At 73.2% G+C, this 18,815-nt stretch carries 16 protein-coding genes; 3 read left to right on the top strand and 13 right to left on the bottom strand.

Translation table 11 applies throughout. From position 1 onward, the window contains the following. Positions 1-2 precede the first annotated feature (2 nt). The 3 genes from RVR_RS31140 to RVR_RS31130 form a co-directional block, all read right to left on the bottom strand. Positions 3-1,025 (bottom strand): polyprenyl synthetase family protein, encoded by a 1,023-nt coding sequence (locus RVR_RS31140; RefSeq protein WP_202237233.1) that lies wholly within the window; start codon positions 1,023-1,025, stop codon positions 3-5. Between the two features lie 4 nt (positions 1,026-1,029). Continuing rightward, on the bottom strand, positions 1,030-2,061 hold the full coding sequence (locus tag RVR_RS31135) for an aminotransferase class I/II-fold pyridoxal phosphate-dependent enzyme (RefSeq protein WP_237405067.1): 1,032 nt from the start codon (positions 2,059-2,061) through the stop codon (positions 1,030-1,032). 407 nt (positions 2,062-2,468) lie between these two features. After that, the gene (locus tag RVR_RS31130) at positions 2,469-3,710 is read right to left on the bottom strand and encodes a cytochrome P450 (RefSeq protein WP_202237232.1); all 1,242 of its coding nucleotides are present in this window, start codon (positions 3,708-3,710) and stop codon (positions 2,469-2,471) included. Positions 3,711-4,156: 446 nt separating this feature from the next. Between RVR_RS31130 and RVR_RS31125 the strand changes: the two genes are divergently transcribed. Then, positions 4,157-5,359 carry a glycosyltransferase gene (locus RVR_RS31125; protein WP_202237231.1) on the top strand — a complete coding sequence of 401 codons (1,203 nt, stop codon included), beginning with the start codon at positions 4,157-4,159 and terminating at the stop codon, positions 5,357-5,359. Then, on the top strand, positions 5,356-6,042 hold the full coding sequence (locus RVR_RS31120) for a sulfotransferase family protein (protein WP_202237230.1): 687 nt from the start codon (positions 5,356-5,358) through the stop codon (positions 6,040-6,042). Before RVR_RS31125 ends, RVR_RS31120 begins: the two co-directional genes overlap by 4 nt. Before the next feature lie 340 nt (positions 6,043-6,382). Here the strand turns inward: RVR_RS31120 and RVR_RS31115 are convergent, their stop codons facing one another. The 10 genes from RVR_RS31115 to RVR_RS31070 all read right to left on the bottom strand — a co-directional run bounded on the left by RVR_RS31115 (position 6,383) and on the right by RVR_RS31070 (position 17,527). Further along, positions 6,383-7,276, bottom strand: a complete 894-nt coding sequence (locus tag RVR_RS31115; RefSeq protein ID WP_202237229.1) for an SDR family NAD(P)-dependent oxidoreductase — start codon at positions 7,274-7,276, stop codon at positions 6,383-6,385. Beyond that, positions 7,273-7,959: a GntR family transcriptional regulator gene (locus RVR_RS31110; protein WP_202237228.1), complete on the bottom strand. Its 687-nt coding sequence runs from the start codon at positions 7,957-7,959 to the stop codon at positions 7,273-7,275. Before RVR_RS31110 ends, RVR_RS31115 begins: the two co-directional genes overlap by 4 nt. Positions 7,960-8,019: 60 nt before the next feature. After that, entirely contained in the window at positions 8,020-9,201 is a 1,182-nt protein-coding gene (locus tag RVR_RS31105) for an ABC transporter substrate-binding protein (protein WP_202237227.1), read from the bottom strand. A gap of 198 nt (positions 9,202-9,399) precedes the next feature. Continuing rightward, positions 9,400-10,368, bottom strand: a complete 969-nt coding sequence (locus RVR_RS31100) for a substrate-binding domain-containing protein (RefSeq protein ID WP_202237226.1) — start codon at positions 10,366-10,368, stop codon at positions 9,400-9,402. Next, the gene (locus RVR_RS31095) at positions 10,365-11,258 is read right to left on the bottom strand and encodes a fumarylacetoacetate hydrolase family protein (RefSeq protein WP_202237225.1); all 894 of its coding nucleotides are present in this window, start codon (positions 11,256-11,258) and stop codon (positions 10,365-10,367) included. The genes RVR_RS31100 and RVR_RS31095 overlap by 4 nt, the downstream gene beginning before the upstream one ends. Before the next feature lie 18 nt (positions 11,259-11,276). After that, positions 11,277-12,299: an NAD(P)-dependent oxidoreductase gene (locus tag RVR_RS31090; protein ID WP_202237224.1), complete on the bottom strand. Its 1,023-nt coding sequence runs from the start codon at positions 12,297-12,299 to the stop codon at positions 11,277-11,279. Continuing rightward, on the bottom strand, positions 12,296-13,360 hold the full coding sequence (locus RVR_RS31085; RefSeq protein WP_202237223.1) for a Gfo/Idh/MocA family protein: 1,065 nt from the start codon (positions 13,358-13,360) through the stop codon (positions 12,296-12,298). The genes RVR_RS31090 and RVR_RS31085 overlap by 4 nt, the downstream gene beginning before the upstream one ends. 2 nt (positions 13,361-13,362) lie before the next feature. Next, entirely contained in the window at positions 13,363-14,535 is a 1,173-nt protein-coding gene (locus RVR_RS31080) for a M24 family metallopeptidase (RefSeq protein ID WP_202237222.1), read from the bottom strand. Between the two features lie 17 nt (positions 14,536-14,552). After that, positions 14,553-15,752: an ABC transporter ATP-binding protein gene (locus tag RVR_RS31075; RefSeq protein ID WP_202237221.1), complete on the bottom strand. Its 1,200-nt coding sequence runs from the start codon at positions 15,750-15,752 to the stop codon at positions 14,553-14,555. A 14-nt stretch (positions 15,753-15,766) separates the two neighbouring features. After that, positions 15,767-17,527 (bottom strand): ABC transporter permease, encoded by a 1,761-nt coding sequence (locus RVR_RS31070; RefSeq protein ID WP_202237220.1) that lies wholly within the window; start codon positions 17,525-17,527, stop codon positions 15,767-15,769. 231 nt (positions 17,528-17,758) lie between these two features. Here RVR_RS31070 and RVR_RS31065 point away from each other — a divergent pair, with 231 nt between their 5' ends. Further along, the gene (locus tag RVR_RS31065) at positions 17,759-18,736 is read left to right on the top strand and encodes a substrate-binding domain-containing protein (protein WP_237405066.1); all 978 of its coding nucleotides are present in this window, start codon (positions 17,759-17,761) and stop codon (positions 18,734-18,736) included. The last annotated feature ends 79 nt before the right edge of the window (positions 18,737-18,815 follow it).

The following is an 18,815-nucleotide window of genomic DNA, read 5'->3' as shown; positions in this document are numbered from 1 at the left end:
GGCTACCGGTCCCGGTCGGTCGACAGGTCGGCCACCACGGTGAGCAGCTCGACGCCCTCGGAGCCGGGCAGGCCGGCCAACTGCTCCTTGGCGCGGGCGGCTTCGGCCTCGGCCCGGGCGCGCCCGCGGTCCAGGGCGCCGGTGGCCTCCAGCAGCTCGCGCACCAGCGCGTACGCCTCCTGCGCCGGCATCCGGCCGCTGAGCGCCCGCGCGAACCGCTCGCGGTCCCTGCGCCCGGCGGCCTGGTAGCCCAGCAGGACGGGGAAGGTGGGCCGGAGGTTCTCGGTGTCGCTGGTGTCCGGCTTGCCGGTGCTCCCCGAGTCCCACAGGTACGGCAGCAGGTCGTCGTACATCTGGAAGGCCAGGCCCAGGTGTTCGGCGAAGCGGGTGAGGGCGGCCGCCGGTTCCGGGGCGGCCCCGCCCAGCAGCGCGCCGGCCCGGCACACCCCCCGGAACAGGGCGCCGGTCTTGAGGGCGATCATCGCCTCGTAGTCGGCGAGGGCGGTCGCGGGATCGCTGGTCAGCTCCGCCTCCTTCGCCTGGCCGCGGCAGACGTCCGCGCCCGCACCGGCCAGGACGCGGACCGCTTCGAGGACGTCCGCCGGGGGGACGCCGCGGTCGGCGCACTCGGCCAGCGCCGTGAACACCGTCAGGATGAGGAAGTCGCCGGTCACGATGGCGTCGGCCGTCCCGTAGCGGGCGTGCACCGAGCGCTGGCCCCGGCGGAACTCGTCGTCGTCGATCACGTCGTCGTGGACCAACGTGGCCACGTGCAGGTACTCCACCGCCATCGCCGCGGGCAGCACCCCGTCGCGGCTGCCGCCGACCGCGTCGGCCGAGGCGACCAGGAGCAGCGGCCGCAGGGCCTTGCCGGGGGCGAGCAGGGCGTAGCGGCTCATCTCGCGCACCCGGTCGGAGGTGCTCGGCCAGCGGCTGCGCAGCTCGCGCTGGAGCGAGCGGGCCAGGGGCGAGACGCTGAGCGCGGCGAGCAGGGGGGTGGCGGAGCCGGCGTTCGTCGCGGACATCGGTCTACTGCCGCCGGCCCGCGCGAACCGCGCCGGACGCCGTGTCGGAGGCGAACATCCCGGCCAGCCGGATCAGTTCGTCGTTGGCCTCGGGAGTGCCCACGGTGACCCGCACGCCGGCGCCGGCGATCTCCCGGACCGCCACGCCGTGGTCCGCGCAGAACGCCACGAACCGCGCGTTGTCCTCGCCCAGCGGCAGCCAGTGGAAGTTGGCCGCGCTGGCCGGCACCCGGTAGCCCAGGGCGGTCAGCGCCCGGTGCACGCGTTCCCGCTCGCGGCCGAGTTCGGCGCACTGCCGCCGCATCACGGCCTGCGCGCTCAGCGCCGCGCGCGCGGCGGCCTGCGCCGGGGTGCTGACCCGCAGGAACAGCGAGGTCGGCGCCAGTGCGGCGACGACCGACTCGTCCGCGACCAGGTAGCCGACGCGCAGTCCGAGCAGGCCGTAGGACTTGGAGAACGTCCGCACCGCGATCACCCGGGGGTCGCCGCGGAACAGGTCGACCGCGTCGGCGGCCGTGCCGCGGTCGGCGAAGTCGAGGTACGCCTCGTCGACGACGACCAGCACCCGCGAGGGCAGCCGGCCGAGGAACTCCTTCAGTTCGGCCTCGCCCAGCACGGTGCCGGTGGGGTTGTTGGGGTTGCACAGCAGGACCAGCCGGGTCCGTGGGGTGACGGCTGCCGCCATGGCGTCCAGGTCGTGGCCGAAGTCCTTCAGCGGCACCGGTACCGGGGTGCCCCCGGCGGCCTGGACGAGCGGCGGGTACATGTCGAAGGACGGCCACGCGTGCACGACCTCGGCTCCGTCCGAGGCGAGGGCGCCGAGGAGTTGCAGCAGCAGGGCGGCCGATCCGGGGCCGGCGGCCACCTGCCGGGGCGTCACGTCCAGGTGTTCCGCGAGTGCGGCGACCAGTCCGCGGGAGAAGGGGTCCCCGGTGAGGTTGACGTCTTCCAGGGATTGCCTGAGGGCGTCCTGCACCCCGGGAAGGTGTAAGGAGAAATTTTCGTTCAGGGCCAGTTGGTGACGTATGGGTGTCATGGCGACGCTCCGTTCTGGGTTGTGCGCCAAGGGCCCCCCGGCCGTCGATAGGGTCGTTCGCGCGGCCGGGTTGTCGTTCCACTGTCCCCGACCCGTTCTCCGTCGGTCAATAGCGCCTTTCCCCCTCCGCGACCGGGTTGAAGTGCGGCTTGTGCACCGGAATGCGCGGTGCGGCGCCGAGGGAATTGGCGCGGCCGTCTTCTTTGCCGACAACGGGAACGAAGGGTGTTTGGCGGAGCCGGATTCCCGGTATCGCGCGCGGGGCTCGGCAGGGTGCTCCACAGCGCCGGACACCGCCGTGAATGCCCGCGGATGCCCGGGGTGCCGCGGACACCCCGGGTGCCGTGAATGCCGCCATTTGGCGCGGATGCGCGGGGCGCGCCGGGTGCCGCCCGGGCCCGGCGGGATCAGTGGCCGGTCCGGTCCCATTCCACCGGCAGTTCGGCCACGCCGTAGGTGAGGGAGTCCGTGCGCAGCGGCACGTCCTGGGGCGGGACGGCCAGCCGCAGGGTGGGGAACCGGGCGAGCAGCGCGCGGTAGCCGATCCGCAGCTCGATCCGGGCGAGTTGCTGCCCGAGGCACTGGTGGATGCCGAAACCGAACGCCACGTGGCCGGCGGCCTGGCGGCGCACGTCCAGCGCGTCGGGATCGGCGAAGCGCTGCGGGTCGCGGTTGGCGGCCATCAGCGCGGGCACCACCACCTCGCCCCTCCTGATCAGCCGGCCGCCGACCTCGACGTCCTCGGTGGCCGACCGCTCGGCGCCGTACTGGGCGATGGTCAGGTAGCGCAGGAGTTCCTCGACCGCGCCGTTGACGAGACCCGGGTCGGCGCGCAGCGCGGCGAGCTGGTCGGGGTGGCGCAGCAACGCGAAGGTGCCCAGCGCCAGCATGTGGGCGGTGGTCTCGTGGCCGGCGGCCAGCAGCGCCAGGCCCATCCGGGAGACCTCCTCGGTGGTCAGCTCCTCGTCGGCGGCGAGGGCGCCGAGCACGTCGTCCGTGGGCGCGGCCCGCTTGGCCTCGACCAGCCGGCCGACGTAGCCGGCCATCTCCTCCACGGCCGTCACGAACTGCTCGGCGCCGGCGCCCAGGCGCAGCATCTGCCTGGTCCGCTCCTGGAACTCCGCGCGCTGCGCGTAGTCGACGCCCAGCAACTCGCAGATGACCAGCGAGGGCACGGGTGAGGCGAACGCCTCCACCAGGTCGACCGGCGGGCCGTGCCGCTCCATCCGGTCCAGGGTCTCGTCCACGATCGCGGTGATGCGTTCGGACAGCCGCGCCATCCGGCTGGTGGTGAACTTGCCGGCGAGCTTGCGCCGCAGGCGGGTGTGCTCGGGGGGATCGACGGCGTTGACCTCACCCGGGCGGGCCGCCCGCGCGGCGGTCACCTGGCTGTCGAGGGCGGAACTGCGCAGGTCGCCGCGCGAACTGAACCGCTGGTGGTCGCCGAGCACCGCGTGGACGTCGGCGTGGCGGGTGAGCAGCCAGCCGTTGGCCCCGTCGGCCATGGCGACCGGGCAGACGGGCTCCCGCGTGCGGAGGTCGCCCAGGTCCGGCGGCGGGTCGAAGGGGCGGGTCCGGGTGCGTTCGGTCGGGATCGGCCGGCGCTCGGGGGCGGTCTGCGGCGCGGACTTCGGCCCGGTCTCAGGCAAGGGGGTTCCCTTCCGTGGGGGGCGGGGGCGTTCCGGCGCGGTCCGCCGGCCGGCGACGCCTTACCGTCCGATCACTGCCCCGCGAAGTGGCGGGGCATCCCCCCGGAACGCCTCGGGCGGTCGGCCGCGCCGGTGGCGAACGCCCTTCGGCCGAGGCGTACTTGTCGGCTCCCGCGGGGGTGCCTAGGCTCGGACGACGTCAGGTGCGGACCCGTACCCGGCCGGCGAGCCGTCGCTCCCGGGCCGCCTCCGGTCGTTCGCATTCCCCGTCCGTTCCCGTCCGTTCCGTGTCCGGTCGCCGCCGTGAGCGCGTCCGGTCGCCGCCGTCCGCGTGTCCGCTCGCCGCCGCCCGCGATCCCCCCTGTCCGGTCGCGGCCGCCGCTCCGGTCCGCGCGGGCGCCTTCCCCGCGGGGACGCGGAGTGAGCTGGAAGGAGAAGGACCGCCTATGCGTGTGGTGCTGACCTGTCTCCCCTACTACTCGCACATGATGCCAGTGGTCGTGCCGGTGGCGACCGCGCTGCGGCGGGCCGGCCACACCGTCGCGGTGGCGACCGCGCCGGCGATGGCCGGCGCGCTCGCCCGCGCCGGTGTGGACCATCTGCCGCTGCCGCACGTGCGGACCCTGGAGGAACTGCTCACCGACCCCGACTTCGCGTCCAGCCCGGGGATGCCGGCCGCACCGGCGCGGGACGGAGGCGAGCGGGCCCGGGCACGGGCGCGGCCGGGCCGGCTGACCCTCGCCCGGGCCGGCGCGCTGGCCGGCGTGTTCGCCCGGGACGTGATCGTGGCGGCCGAGCGGTGGCGGCCGGACCTGATCGTGCGCGAGTGCAACGAGTTCGGCGGCTACCTGGCGGCCGAACGGCTGGGGCTGCCGCGGGCGGTGCTGGACATCTCCCCCTTCTCCGCGCTGAACCTGCCCTACGTCCACGACACGCTCGGCGCCCAGCGCGCGGACCTCGGACTGGACCCGGTGGACGACGTCTGGCACCCGGTCCGCGGCCTGCTCGCCGGCATCATCCCGCGCGCGTGGTACCCCCCGTCGCTGCCGGTCGGCCCGACCCGCTCCTACCGGCCGGACCCGGTGGCCGGCGCCCTCGACCCGGTCCTCGCCGACCTGCCCGACGACCGGCCGCTGGTCGTCGCCGGGCTCGGCACGGTCGCCCCCGTGGTCGTGCCGGAGTCCCGGGAACTGCTCACCGCGATGGTCGCCGCGCTCGGCGAACTGCCCTGCACGGCGGTCGTGGCGGCCGAAGCGGACTTCCCCGGGCCGCGCCCGGACAACGTCCGGCTGGTGCCCTTCGTGCCGCTGTCCCACCTGCTGGGCGGCGCCGAACTCTTCCTCTCGCACGGCGGATTCGGCAGCGTGCACCTGGCGATGGCGGCCGGCACCCCGATGGTGAACGTGCCGATGTTCGGTGACCAGCCCGCGAACGCGGAACGGATCCAGGAGCTGGGGCTCGGCCTGCACGTGGAGCCGACCGCCGCGACCCCCGGGGCGCTGGCCGCCGCGTGCGCCCGGGTCCTGGCCGACCACGCCTGCCGGTACCGTGCGGCGGGCATGTCCCGGCGGCTGCTGGCCGAGCCCGGGTACGACGTGCTCGCCGACGACCTGTCCGCCCTCCACGACCGGGGACGAGGAAGGGAATGAGGAACCAGACGATGGAGATCATCGGCGTCGGCTTCCCGAGGACCGGCACGTCCACCCTCCGCCAGGCACTGAACCTGCTGGGCCTCGGCCCGTGCTACCACACCCGGGAGATGATCCTGCACCCCGGGCACATCGACCACTGGGCGCGCGTCTACGACGGCGGGCCGATCGACGCGCGCAGGGTCCTCGCCGGCTACCGGGCGACCGCGGACGCCCCCGGGTGCTTCTACTGGCGGGAGCTGGCCGCGGAGTTCCCGGAGGCGAAGCTCGTCCTCAGCGTCCGCGACGCGCACGCCTGGTACGCGAGCATGACCGCGACCATCCTGCGCGACGACCTCTTCAACGACCTCCTCGACGACCGCGCCGGCCCCGCCGATCCCGCCGATCCCGTGCTGGCCGGACTGCGCCGGCTGGCCCGGGCGATGGCCGACCACGTCTTCTCCGGCCGCCGCGACGAGGCGCACCTCACCGCGGTGTTCGACCGGCACAACGCCGCGGTGCGCCGCGAGGTCCCGGCCGAACGGCTGCTGGTCTACGAGGTGGACCAGGGGTGGGGGCCGCTGTGCGCGTTCCTCGGGGTGGAGCCGCCCTCCGCGCCGTTCCCCTGGCTCAACGACACCGCGGAGTTCGTCTCGAAGGCGGAGCGGCACCGCGGCGCGGCGTCGGGCGCCGACCGCGGCTGAGCGCCGCCCGGCGGACACGCCGGGGCCGCCGCCCGCCACGGCATCAGGTCGACGGCCGCCCACGCGTCACCTCCGGACAGCCCGTCGCCGAACCGCCCCCACCAGCGCGGCGCCTGCCGTCCGGAACGCCGGAAGACGCCTCGCACCGACCACACCATCGCGTCGACCTCCTTGCCGGGGTCCGTGTCTCGAAACGGACGTGCCGTGCGCACGCCGGTGGGCAGGGCGGGCGGGCGGCGCTGCCGGACCCGCCGGAATCTGCCGGGATCCGCCGGGATCCGCCGGGATCCGCCGGGATCCGCCGGGATCCGCCGGGACCTGCCGGAACGCCGGACGGGCGCTACCGCACCGTCACCCGGGTGTCGCCCAGCCGCAGGTAGCCCACCGGCCGGGACAGGGCGCCGACCGGGTCCTGCTCGCGGCCCAGTTCGGCGTCGAAGGCGGCCGCGATGCCCTCGGCCGTCCAGCCGCGCGGGTCGGCCAGCAGCCGTCCGCCGCGGGGGTGGTGGACCAGGCCGAGCGCCAGGCCGTCGGTCGTGCCGATCATGCGGACGACCTGGCCCCTGACCCCGCGGGCGGCGTCGCTGAGCAGGAACGTCACCAGCGGGGCCATGGCGTCCGGCTCCGGCTCCTCCGGCCGGGGGACCCAGCCGGCCCGCCGGGTCCCCGTACCCCGCGCCTGCGGCGCGATCGCGTTGACCCGCACGCCGGGCGGCGCGTCCAGCGCCCAGGAGTAGGTCAGCGACGCGACGGCGCCCTTGGTCGCCGCGTAGGTGGCGCTCCTCTCGATGCCGGTCTGGGCCCGCGAGGACACGTTGACGACCGATCCGCTGTCCTGCGCCTGGAACACCCGCAGCGCGGCAGCCCCGCAGTAGAGCGTGCCGAGCAGGTTCACCTCGACCGCGCGGCGGGTGGCCTCGGGGTCCTCCTCCCAGCTCAGTCCCTCCGGGCGCACCCCGGCGTTGTTGACCAGCCCGTCGATCCGGCCGAAGTGCCGCAGGCAGGTCGCCACCAGCGCGTCGGCGGTGGCCGGGTCGGCGACCGAGCCCGCGCACCACGCGACGGCGTCGCCCGCGCCCAGTTCCCCGGCGACCGCGCGGGTGAACTCCGCGTCGAGGTCGTTGAGCACCACCCGCGCGCCGGCGGCCAGCAGGTGCCGGGCATAGCCGAGGCCGAGCCCGCGGGCCGATCCGGTCACCACCACGGCCTTGCCCTCGATGCCGATGCCGGTCATGCGGTGTCCCCGGAGCCGGCCGCCGCCGATCCGAGCATCAGCGCCCGGCGGGTGGCGGCGAGGTGGAACCGCATCGCCGCCTCCGTGGCCGCGGCGTCGCCGGTCCACAGCGCCGCGAGGACGGCCCGGTGCTCCCGCAGCGCCTCGACCCGCGGGTGCGGGGTCTTCGGGTCGCGGTACTGGCTCATGACCAGCGGGTAGGGCGTGGAGCGGATGAACCGGATCAGGGTCGGCTGCCGCGAGGCGTTGATCACCAGCCCGTGGAACTCCCGGTTGGCCGAGGAGTACGCCGCCGCGTCGTGCTCCAGGGCGGCGGGCGTCATCCGCTCCATGATCGCTTCGAGCCGCTCGCGCTCCTCGGGGGTGATCCTGGTGGCCGCCAGCCCGGCGGCGGCGGACTCCAGGATCTCCCGGGTGTGGAGGATCTCGATGGCCTCCTCGGGCGAGAACTGCCGTACCCGGGCTCCCCGGTTGCGTTCGAGCGAGATGTAGTTCTCCTGCTCGAGCGCCACGAACACCGAGCGCAGGGTGGGCCGGGAGATGCCGAGCGTGGCGGTGAGCTCGGTCTCCAGCAGCCGCTGGTTGGGCTGGTACTCGCCCCGGCGGATCGCCAGGGCGAGTTCCCGGCGGGCGCGCAGCAGCCTCCCGGACTCCGAGCGGTCCTCTCCGGCTTCCGAGGTCAACGCGAACCCCTCCTCTGGTCGTGGTACCGGCATAAGGTCGTCATGGAATCAGGCCGCCTTCTACCGGGAGAAGATGCTTTTCCAGCTGTTCCTGGCGTCGTCGAGCTGGCTGGTGCTGATCTTGTCCGTGTTCACCGGCAGGATCGTCATCGACGCGATGGACGGCTGGTAGGCCAGGTCGGCCGCCGGGGCGGTCACCCCCTGGTAGAAGGAGGCTATCCCCTCCTTGTCGACGTAGATCTGCTCGCCCGCCTTGCTCAGCAGGAAGTCGTCGAAGAGCTTGGCGATCGCCTGGTCGGGCGCGCCCGAGGGGATGGCGTAGGTCTGCCCGTTGAGCACGGTGCCCTCGCTCGGGTAGTAGACCTTGAGCGGGACCTTCGTCTGGCTGACGATCTGCGAGGCGCGGAACCCGCTGGTGACGGTGGCGTCGACCTGCTTCTCCGCGACCTTCTGCGCCTCCTGGGCGGAGCTGCCCGAGGAGGTGGTGGGGCCGTTGGCGGCCCAGCTCTCGAAGGTGGACTTCGGCAGCACCTGCTTCAGGCCGTAGTACCAGTACAGCGACCCCTCGTTCGCGCTGACGTTGGCGACGTCCCACTTGCCCTTGAGGGCGGGGTCGGACAGCTGCTTCCAACTGGTGATCGGGGTCGGGTAGAGCGCGGGGTTGACGATCACGCCGAAGGAGTAGGCGACCGGCGCGATCCAGTACCCGGGCTGCTCGCTGACGTACTTCGACGCGTAGGTGTAGTGCGACGACTCCGGCGAGCTGTACTTCAGCAGCGCCCCGGCCTGCTTGAGGGTGGAGAACAGCCGGGGGGAGGCGACGCCGAAGAAGTCGGTCTTGAAGTTCTGGGCGGTGACCTCTTGCTGGATACGGGTGGACAGGTCGCCGGAGGTCAGCCGCTCGAACGTCGGCTTGAAGGTGAGGCCGTACTCCTTCTGGAACTCGGTGATCATCGCGGACGCAGTGGTCGGGGCGACCACCGAGTCGACCCAGGTGAAGGACTTCTCGCTCTTCGCCTGGGCGATCAGGGTGGCCACCCGCGTCCGTTCCGCGCCGCTGAGCCCGGACAGGATCGGGGCCTTGACGGTGGAGATGTCCACCGAGGCGTCGCCGCCACCCGCTCCGCCGCCGCTCTGGGAACCGCAGGCGGCCAGTGCGGCCAGTGCGGTGGCGCACCCTGCGGCGAGCAGGGCGCGGAACCGGAGGCGACGTCTGGGTGCTGCTACCACTGTTGCGTTCATACCAAGGGCTCCTTCGGCCATGTGATGACGTGGCGGACGACTCTCGTGGGGGTTCGCAGGTCCACCCGGACTCCGGCGCCGCACAGCAGGACGCCGATGTCCTTGCCGGTCCCGGGCACGTGCTGCGGTCCGGGTACTTCTCCTCGTGGTCGGATGTCGGTCGGGGCCGCCGGGGCGGCGGCCGCGGCCGGGGCGTGCTCAGCCGGCGGGTGCGGCCGGTTCGGCTCGGTCGGCGGGTGCGGCTCGGTCGGCGGGGTCGACTCGGTCGGCGGGGTCGGCGATGTGTCCGAGGTCGATACCGGTCAGGTCCTCGGTCCTGGCCCGCACCTCGGCGGCGGTGATCGGCCGCGAGATGATGCCCTGCTCGTAGGCGTAGCGGCCGGCCAGGTCCAGCGACGGCTGGAGCGCGTCGAACCCGCGCGGGTGGAGGTCGGGCGACGAGCTGACCGCCGGCGGGTGCGGCACGCTCGCGCCGAGCACCTCGCAGACCTCGGCGACCAGGTGGGCGTTGGCCCGGGCGAAGTCGTCGCTCGCCACCACCACGTGGTTGACCGGGATCGCGCCGGTCCGGCCGTACCACCCGGCGGCGGCGCGGGCCGGATCGGGCAGCAGCGTCCTGGCCCGCGGGTCGTCCGGCAGTTCGTTGCCGAGGATCGCCGCGTCGACCGCCCCGGCGAGGAAGTCGACCGGCAGGGTGTTGCCGCTGGTGGAGCGGGTGGCGTAGGGCGGGTCGGCGAACCCGTCCACGTGGCCGCCCTCGTAGACGACCCACTCGACGTCGCCGACGTCCACGCCGTGGTCGTCGCGCAGGAAACCGCGCACCCACACCCCGGTGGTCTGGGTCCAGGCCCGCACGCCGATCCGCTTGCCGGCCAGGGAGTCGGCCCTTAGGCCGGCGGTCTCCTTGGCGGTGACCAGGCAGTGGTGCTGGAAGCGCCCGAGCAGGGTGACCGGCAGCAGCGTCACCGGCCGGCCGTTGTCCAGCGCCTGGAGGAAGGTGACCAGGGCGAGTTCGGCCACGTCGTACGCCCCTTCGACCACGCCGGGGAAGGCGCGGTGCACCGGGGTGATGTCGGCGAAGGAGAAGGTGTCGGTGGTCGACGCCCATCGGTGCGCCCGCAGGGCGGCGAGGGCGGACTTCGAGCCGAAGACGGCGGAGATCGTCATTCCGCCGCCGCCGTCCGGACCGGCGCCGGGCCGGTGGCGACCTTGAGCGCGCTGACGTCCCACTCCCGCCGGCTCGGGTCGACCACGTCGACGGCCAGCTCGCCGATGCCCTCGATGGTCATGCTGACGTGGTCGCCGTCCTGGATCGGTCCCATGCCGATGTGGTAGGTCCCGGTGGCGATCACGTCGCCGGGCACCAGGCCGCTGACCGACGAGGCCACCTCGATCAGCCGCTCGATCCGGTTGGCCATCTGCCCGGTGGAGTAGCGCTGCCGCAGCGTGCCGTTGACCGACAGTTCGACGGTGAGGTCGTGCGGGTCGGCGAACTCGTCGGCGGTCACCAGCACCGGGCCCATCGGGCCGAAGCCGCGCGGCGACTTCTTCATGTAGTAGGTGGTGCCGAGGTCGCGCGCCGACAGGTCCAGGAAGCCGGTGTAGCCGAAGACGTGCGGCATGGCCTCGGCGGCCGGGATGTCGGTGCCGCCCACGCCGATGACGGCGGCGAGTTCGGGTTCGTGGTGGAAGACCCGGGCCTGGGCGGGCGGCAGGCTGACGGTGCTGCCGGTCGGCACGATCGACAGGATCGACTTCAGGAAGAAGTCGGCCTCGACGCCCTGCCGGTCGTCGCTGTAGTTCTTCACCGCGCACAGCAGTTGGGTGGGCGCGGGCACCGGCGCCTCCAGGGCGACCTCGGCGAGCGGCGTGCCGTGGGAGGCGGCGTGCGCGGCGACGTTCTCCAGCGCGGGGCCGGCCTGCTCGTAGCCCTCGATCAGGGCGACGAGTCGCTGCTGCGGGGTGGCCGCGGCCGGGACCACGTCGGTGGGCACGGGGGCGACCCGGCCCTCGCGCACCACGCCGAGGGTGCCCTTGTCGTAGAAGCAGAAGATCATGGGTTGGTTCCTTCCGGGTCAGTCAGTGGTGGCGGCGAGCCGGGTGTCCCAGACCTCGGGGTTGACCAGGCCGACCGGTCGCGTGCCGGCGACGCAGGCGAGGACGCGCTCGGCGATCTCCCGGGCCCGGGTCTCGTCCGACTGCGCGGTGACGCCGCCGATGTGCGGGGTGAGCACGACGTTGTCCATGCCGCGCAGCGGCGAGTCAGCGGGCAGCGGCTCCTGCTCGAACACGTCGAGCGCGGCGCCCCGCAGCCGGCCCTCGCGCAGCGCGGCGACCAGCGCGGGCTCGTCGACCACCTCGCCGCGCGAGGGGTTGACCAGCAGGGCGGAGGGCCGCAGCCTCGCCAGGAAGGCCGCGTCGACCAGCCGGGTGGTCTGCGGCGTCAGCGGGACGTGCAGCAGCACGATGTCGGCCCGGGCGGCGAGTTCGTGCAGGTCTCCGACCACCTCGACGCCGGCCTGCCGGGCCCGCTCGGCCGGGACGAACGGGTCGTACCCGATGATCGACTGCGGGCGCAGCACCGCGAGTTTCTCGGCGGTCTTCAGCCCGATGTGGCCCAGCCCCACGACGGCCACCGTGCTGCTGGTCAGGTCGGAGCCGATCTGCTGGTCGGCCCGGGAGTAGCGGTCGCGCACCGGGCCCCAGTCGGCGCTGCCGTGCAGGTCGCGGTCGGCGGCCACGATACGGCGGGTGAGGGCCAGCACGGCGCCGAGCGTGAACTCGGCGACCGCGTCCGCCGCCGCGCCGGTGTTGGCGACGACCGGGATGCCGCGGCGGGTGGCCGCCTCGACGTCGATCCAGTCGAAGCCGGCGGTGGGCGCGGCGATGAGGCGGACGTGCGGTGCCGCGTCGAGGACGGCGTCGTCGATGGTGACGCCCTTGGTGGCCACGACGATCCGGGCGTCGGCGAGGTGCTCGCGCACCGTCTCCGGGCGCTGGTCCGGGCAGTAGGCGACCGGGCCGAGCGCCGCGAGCATCCGCTCGGTGGTGGCGAGGTAGCCCAGTTTCTTGGTGATGACGGTGTTCACAACGGTCACGGTGTTCCTCGGGTCGGGCGGGCCGGCGGATCGACGGCCTGCGTAGCTGCTGGTCCGGCCAGGGCCCGGTCCACGGTCTCCGCGACGCTCAGCGCCGACAGCCCGTCGTCGCCGGACGCGCCGAACGGGGCGGCGGCCGCGCCGCCGGTGGCGGCGGCGAACGCCTCGAACTGCGCCGCGTAGACGTCGTGCGGGGGGAAGACGGTGTCGGTGCTGCCCTGCGCCGACCGGAGCGACAGCGTGCCGCCGCCGGTGTTCCCGATCGACTCCGACACCGTCAGCCGCCCCGCCTCGCCGATCACGGTCAGCCCGTTGGCCGGGTGGGTCGTGCGTCCCGCGGTGAGGGTGACCAGCACCCCGCCGCGGGTGGTCGCGCTGACCTGGACCACGCGCTGCGGCCCGGCCGGTGTCGGGTCGAGTTCGGCGAGCGTCGCCGACAGCCGGACGACGCGGTCGCCGGCCAGCCACTGCGCGAGGTCCACGGCGTGGGCCCCGGTTCCCGCCATCGCCCCCTTGCTGGGGGTGGTGACCGTGCGCGAGGCGGCCAGCCGCGCGGCGGAGTCGCCGTGTCCCACCTGGTGCAGGTAGGACACGTCCACCCACAGCGGGCGGCCGATCGCGCCGTCGGCCACCAGCCGCCGCGCCTCCCGGTGCGCGGCGTTGTGCCGCAGGTGGAAGCCGGTGCCGAGGACGACGCCGTACCGCGCGCAGGCCGCGACGGTGCGGCGGGCCGCGGCCGGGTCCTGCGCGAGCGGCTTCTCGCACAGGACGTGCTTGCCGGCCGCGGCGGCGAGCGTGACGTGCCGCTCGTGCCGCTCGTTGCGGGAGCAGACGTAGACGTGGGTGACGCCGGGGTCGCCGAGCAGTTCCTCGACCGAGGCGCCCCACCGGCCGACCCCGTGCCGCTCCGCCAGGTCGGCGGTGCGGACAGGGTCGGTCCCGCACAGGGCCACGGCCGCGGCGCCGCGGGCGCGGGCGAGCGCCGGCAGACCGTAGCGGTCCACGTGGCGGCCGACGCCCACGACGAGCCAGCCGGCGGCCGGCGTACGGTTGCCGGACAAGGTCAGCCCAGCGTGTAGGGGTAGGTCGAGTACAGGTCGATGCCGGTCTCGGTGATGACGATCTCGTCCTCCAGGTGGACGCCGCCGACACCCTCCTCGCCGATGGGCGGGCTGGTGACGGAGAAGGTCATGCCGGGCTTGAGCTCGTAGTCGTCCTGGGCGCGCAGGTGCGGGCCCTCGAAGGCGGAGATGCCGATGCCGTGACCGAGGGTCCTGCGGCCGAGCTTGGCGCAGATGTCGGCCGGGCTGACGCCGGGGCCGAGCGCGTTGAGCTGCTCGTACTGCAACTCGTGGGCCCGCTTGAGCAGGTCCACCTGGGCGGGGGTGGGCTTGTCGCCGCAGACGAAGGCGCGGCAGAAGTCGCCGAAGTAGCCGGAGAAGCAGCCGCCGAAGTCCATGTTGACCAGGTCGCCGTGCTGCACGATCCGGTCGCTGTGGAAGCGGCGGTAGGGGTGCGCGCCCGGCCCGGAGTTGACGACCTCCGAGCACTGGGTGGTCTCGGTGCCCAGGTCCCACATGGCGCGGAAGCACTCGCCGACCAGTTCGCACTCGCGCACGCCGGGCTTGAGGATGTTGACCGCGGCCTGCATGCCGGCCTCGGAGATGGCGTAGGCGATCTTCAGGGCCTTGATCTCGTCGGCGGTCTTGATCTGGCGGGCGCCGATCATCAGCTCCTGGCCGTTGACGAAGGTGGCGTTGGGCAGCCGCCTGGTCAGCACGTCGAACATGGACGGCGACCAGATGTCCACCGCGATGCGGGCGGTCTCGATCTTCGAGCCGAAGTAGTGGTACAGGTCGTCGACGAAGGAGTTGACGTCCTGGGTCATGTCCATCTGGTACGGGGTGTGGAACCGGTCGTCCGGCACCCAGGGGATGTTCTTGGCCGCGTAGTCCGGGTCGATGATCCAGATCGCCGAGTCGCCCTCGGCGGCCAGGACGGCCAGCGGGCCGCCGCCCAACTGGATGGTCGGCCAGTACAGCCGCTTGATGCCGGTGCTGTAGCGGGCGTTCTCGGCGCGCAGTTCGATCAGGAAGTCGACGTCGGCGGCCGCCATCGCCGCGCGGGTCTTCGCCAGCCGCTCGGTGCGCAGCCGGTCCATGTCGATGCGCGTCTCCCAGTCGGTCTGCATCGGGCCGAAGGTGCTCGCGGATCGCACGATCGTGTCGAAGGGCATGAAGGGGTCTCCAGACTTCAGTGGGTGAGGGATATGGACCTGTCCACCGGACAGGACACGTGGACGCGGGAGCCGACGGACGCGGTCGCGCGTCCCAAGCCGAGGGCCCGCAGGGTGGTGATCCCGGCGTCGATGTCGTACTCGGTGACCGAGCTGCCGACGCGGACGGCGGTGACGGTGCCGGGCAGCGCGTTCACGCGGTCCGGCGCCGACGGGTCGTCCGCGGCGGTGTCGATCGTGATGTCGCCGGGGCGCCACACGACCGACACGTTCTCGCCGACCGCGGCCGGCCCGACGAGGCGGGCCGACAGGCGGGTCGTGCCGTCGGCCAGGGCGATGTCCACCCCGCCGACGCGTTCGGTGCCGTTCGGTCCGGTCCGGGTCCGCTCGGTGGCCAGCACGCCGGTGAGGACGTTGATCTGGCCGAGCAGGCCGGCGACGAACAGGGACCGGGGCGCGGCGAGGAGTTCGGCCGGCGTCCCGTTCTGGACGATGGCGCCGTCCCGCATCACCAGGATGCGGTCGGAGAGCGTCATCGCCTCGTCCTGGTCGTGGGTGACGTAGACGGCGGTGATGGCCAGCTCCCGTTGCAGCCGGCCGATGTCCCGGCGTACGGCGTCGCGCCGGGCCGCGTCGAGGTTGCTGAGCGGCTCGTCGAGCAGCAGCAGCCCGGGGCGGTAGACCAGGGCGCGGGCGAGGGCGACGCGCTGCTGCTGGCCGCCGCTGAGCTGGCTGGGCTGGCGCCGGCCCATGCCCTCCAGCCCGACCAGTTCGAGCATCTCCTCGACGCGGGGCCGGATGGCGGCGGTGCGCTCACCGCGGGTGCGCAGCGGGAAGGCGACGTTCTCGAAGACGCTCATGTGCGGCCACAGCGCGTAGGACTGGAAGACCATGCCGATGTCGCGCTTGGCCGGCCGCAGGTGCACCCCCTCGGCCGTGGCGGTCATCGTCGTGTCGCCGAGCCGGACCCGGCCCGCGTCGGGGACCTCGATGCCGGCCAGGCAGCGCAGGGTGGTCGTCTTGCCGCAGCCCGAGGGGCCCAGCAGCGTGACCAGTTGGCCGCGCTCGACCGAGAACGAGGCGTCGCGCACTCCGCCGGAACCGAAGTCCCGGGTGAGTCCGGCGACCTCCAGGTGTCCGGTGCGACGCGGCGGCGCGGTCTCGGCCGGCGCGGGGGACGGCGCGGGCGCGGTCCGCCCGCCGGTGGATGTCTTCATCGTCTTCCTGCCCATCAGAGTCCGGCCGCCATGTCGGAGGAGGCGCCGTCGCGGCGCGTGGTGATCGTCCAGAAGACCGCCGCGGCCACCAGCAGGACGGCCGCCTGCAGCAGGGTGAACGCGGCCGTCACGCCCGGGGAGTCGAAGGACCGGCTGTTGAGCAGGGCCACCGAGAGCGTCTGTGTCCCGGTCGTCTGCAGCAGGGCCGACATCGGCAGTTCGCGCATGAAGGTGAGGAAGACCAGCAGCCATCCGGACACCAGTCCCGGGCGGACCAGCGGCAGCAGCACCCGGAAGACGTAGCGCCCCAGGGACGCCCCGCTGGTGCGGGCGGCCTCCTCCAGTTCGGTGTGCACCGACAGGAACGCCGCCGACACCGAGCGATGGGCGAACGGCAGGAACCGTACGACGTAGGCGACGCCGATGATCCACAGCGTGCCGAACAGCGAGGTCTTGAGCAGCAGGGTGAGCAGCCCGACGCCCAGCACCAGGCCCGGCACCGCGACGGGGATCGTCAGGCAGACCTCGAACAGCCGGCGGCCGGTGATCCTGGCCCGCTCGATCGCGTGGACGAGCACGACGCTGAGCGCGACGACCACGCAGGCGCACAGCGCGGACAGCTCCAGGCTGTTGAGGAACGCGGTCCTGACGATCGAGCCCTTCCCGAACAGCGCGCGGAAGTTGTCCAGGGTCAGGTCGCCGAAGTCGACCGTCCCGGTCCAGCGTTTGGAGAACGCGATCAGCGTGAGGATGCCGATCGGCAGGAGCGCGGCGAACAGCAGGTAGACCAGTTCGGCCGCGAAGGCCCACCAGCGGATCCGCCCCAGCCGCAGCGGTTCGGCCCGCGAGCCCTTGCCGGTGACCGTGACGTAGCCGCGGTCGCGCATGGCGCGGCGCTGGAGGTACAGGCACAGCGCGGTGATGAGCATCATCACGCAGCCGAGCGCGGCGCCGAAGTTGTAGTTCGGCGGGAACGTCTGGACCGCGTCGTAGATGCGGGTGGACAGCGTCTGGATCCCGTTGCCGTAGCCGAGCACCAGCGGCACCGACAGGTCCTCGATCGCCATGACGAACGTCAGGATCGCGGCCGCCATGATCGCCGGGCTGGCCAGCGGGAGCGTCACGCGGACCGCCGTCCGCCAGCCTGACGCGCCGCAGGCGGCCGCCGCGTGCTCCAGCGAGGAGTCCATCTGCCGGAAGGCCGCGCCGGTGAGCAGGATGACGAACGGCACCAGGAACAGGCCGAGCACGACGATGATGCCGAGCGTGGAGTAGACGTTGAAGACCGCCCCGTGGCTGATCCCGGCGCTGCGGGCCAGCCGGTTGATGAACCCGGTCCGCGGGTCGGCCAGGTAGGTCCAGGCGATCGAGCCGATCAGCGGGGACAGGAAGAACGGGATCAGGTTGAGGATCTCGAACGCCCGTCGCAGGGGCAGGTCGGTGCGGGTGACCAGCCACGACAGCCCGACGCCGATGACGGTGGCCACCGCCATCGACCCGAGGGCGATGACCACGCTGTTGCGGGCGGAGCTGAGGATCTCCGACGCCTTGAGCTGCTGGTAGTTCGCACCGGACCACACGTGGCCGGTCAGACCGGTCTGCTTCTCGAGCGAGCGGATGACGACTTCCACCAGCGGTGCCGCGATCAGGGCGACCACGGCCAGGGTGAACAGCGTGAGCGCGATGCGCTCCGGGGTGAACCGCACGAGAGCGCGTCGGCTGCGTGGCGGTGCCGCCTCAGGAGTGCGGGATGTGGGTTCCATCACAGAGGCCATGGACGAGATCGTCAGACGCTTTGCAGATGATTGTCAAGCGTTACGACGGGGTTAACTTCACTTCGGACGCCCTTACGGTAGGTCAAATACCCCTATTAGCTGGCAGAACATCCCGTGAACACCAACGCTCCCATGCGTCCATCGTGTCAAATCGCTTGACGATGCGAGATTCATTGTCTGACAATCACCGGCGGACTGCTGTGCCAGGTTCGTGACAGGGAGTTGAGAGCCGTGTCCTCGCTGAAGTCGACGTTCACCGTCTATCCGCACACCCGGGCGCTGGCCGAGGGCGCCGTCGAGCTGCCCGGCGGCCCGCTGGAGTTCGTCCCGACGAAGCCGATCATCCGGGCCTACCGCGAGATGGTCCGCGAACTCGCGTACGACGTGTGCGAGTTGGCGCCGACCACGTATCTGATGGCACGCGCCGCCGGCGTGCCGGTGATCGCCGTCCCGGTCTTCACCAAGCGGCTCTTCCACCACGGGCACATCCGCTGCCATGCCGCGTCCGGCATCCGGGTGCCCGGCGACCTCGTCGGCCGCACGGTCGGTGTGCGCGCCTACTCGGTGACCACCGGAGTGTGGGTACGCGGCCTGCTGTCAGACGATTTCGGCGTCGACCCGGCCGAGGTCCGCTGGGTCACCGACGACGAGGAGCACGTCGCGAGCTACGTCGCGCCGCCGAACGTCTCGGCGGTCGCGCCCGGCGAGAGCCTGGTGGACCTGCTCGACCAGGGCCGGATCGACGCCGCGCTGACCGGCAACGCCGGGGTCGGCCGCAAGGGCGCGCCCAAGGACGGCTGGACGACCGGCGACAGCGGCCCGCGGCCCGCCGCCGAACCGCCCTACTCGCTGTTCGGCACCCCCGAGCCGCTGGAGCGGGACTGGTACCGCCGCACCGGCGTCTACCCGATCCACGGCGTGATCGTGGTGCGCGAAGAACTGGTGCGCGACAACCCCCGGCTCGCCACCGACCTGTACGCGGCCTTCGCCGCCGCGAAGCGCGCCGCCGGGGCCGGCCGCGCCGAACTCGTCGCCGCGCTCGCCGCCGGCGCGGCCGTCCCGGACGACGAGGACCCGATCCCCTACGGCGTCGAGCCGAACGCCCGGTCCCTGGAGGCCCTCATCCGCTACGCCCGCGAGCAGCACCTGCTCGACACCCCGGTGTCGGTCGAGGAGATCTTCGCGCCCGGCGACTACCCGACGGCCTGACGCCCGAGCCGGCACGGGATCGGCTGCCGGCGCTGGCGCGGACACCGGACACGGTGCCGGCACCGGACACGGCCCCGGC

Origin of the sequence: Streptomyces sp. SN-593 (assembly GCF_016756395.1) — a bacterium.
Classification (GTDB): Bacteria; Actinomycetota; Actinomycetes; order Streptomycetales; family Streptomycetaceae; genus Actinacidiphila; species Actinacidiphila reveromycinica.
Note: the sequence above shows the minus strand (reverse complement) of the source record. Positions and strands in the feature narration are given on the sequence as shown.

Excerpts from the sequence above, each read along its gene's own strand:
- RVR_RS31135 (WP_237405067.1), bottom strand. The coding sequence starts at position 2,061 with ATGACACCCATACGTCACCAACTGGCCCTGAACGAAAATTTCTCCTTA.
- RVR_RS31095 (WP_202237225.1), bottom strand. The coding sequence starts at position 11,258 with ATGATCTTCTGCTTCTACGACAAGGGCACCCTCGGCGTGGTGCGCGAG.
- RVR_RS31105 (WP_202237227.1), bottom strand. The coding sequence starts at position 9,201 with ATGAACGCAACAGTGGTAGCAGCACCCAGACGTCGCCTCCGGTTCCGC.
- RVR_RS31140 (WP_202237233.1), bottom strand. The coding sequence starts at position 1,025 with ATGTCCGCGACGAACGCCGGCTCCGCCACCCCCCTGCTCGCCGCGCTC.
- RVR_RS31120 (WP_202237230.1), top strand. The coding sequence starts at position 5,356 with ATGAGGAACCAGACGATGGAGATCATCGGCGTCGGCTTCCCGAGGACC.
- RVR_RS31125 (WP_202237231.1), top strand. The coding sequence starts at position 4,157 with ATGCGTGTGGTGCTGACCTGTCTCCCCTACTACTCGCACATGATGCCA.
- RVR_RS31075 (WP_202237221.1), bottom strand. The coding sequence starts at position 15,752 with ATGAAGACATCCACCGGCGGGCGGACCGCGCCCGCGCCGTCCCCCGCG.
- RVR_RS31070 (WP_202237220.1), bottom strand. The coding sequence starts at position 17,527 with ATGGCCTCTGTGATGGAACCCACATCCCGCACTCCTGAGGCGGCACCG.
- RVR_RS31100 (WP_202237226.1), bottom strand. The coding sequence starts at position 10,368 with ATGACGATCTCCGCCGTCTTCGGCTCGAAGTCCGCCCTCGCCGCCCTG.
- RVR_RS31115 (WP_202237229.1), bottom strand. The coding sequence starts at position 7,276 with ATGACCGGCATCGGCATCGAGGGCAAGGCCGTGGTGGTGACCGGATCG.
- RVR_RS31080 (WP_202237222.1), bottom strand. The coding sequence starts at position 14,535 with ATGCCCTTCGACACGATCGTGCGATCCGCGAGCACCTTCGGCCCGATG.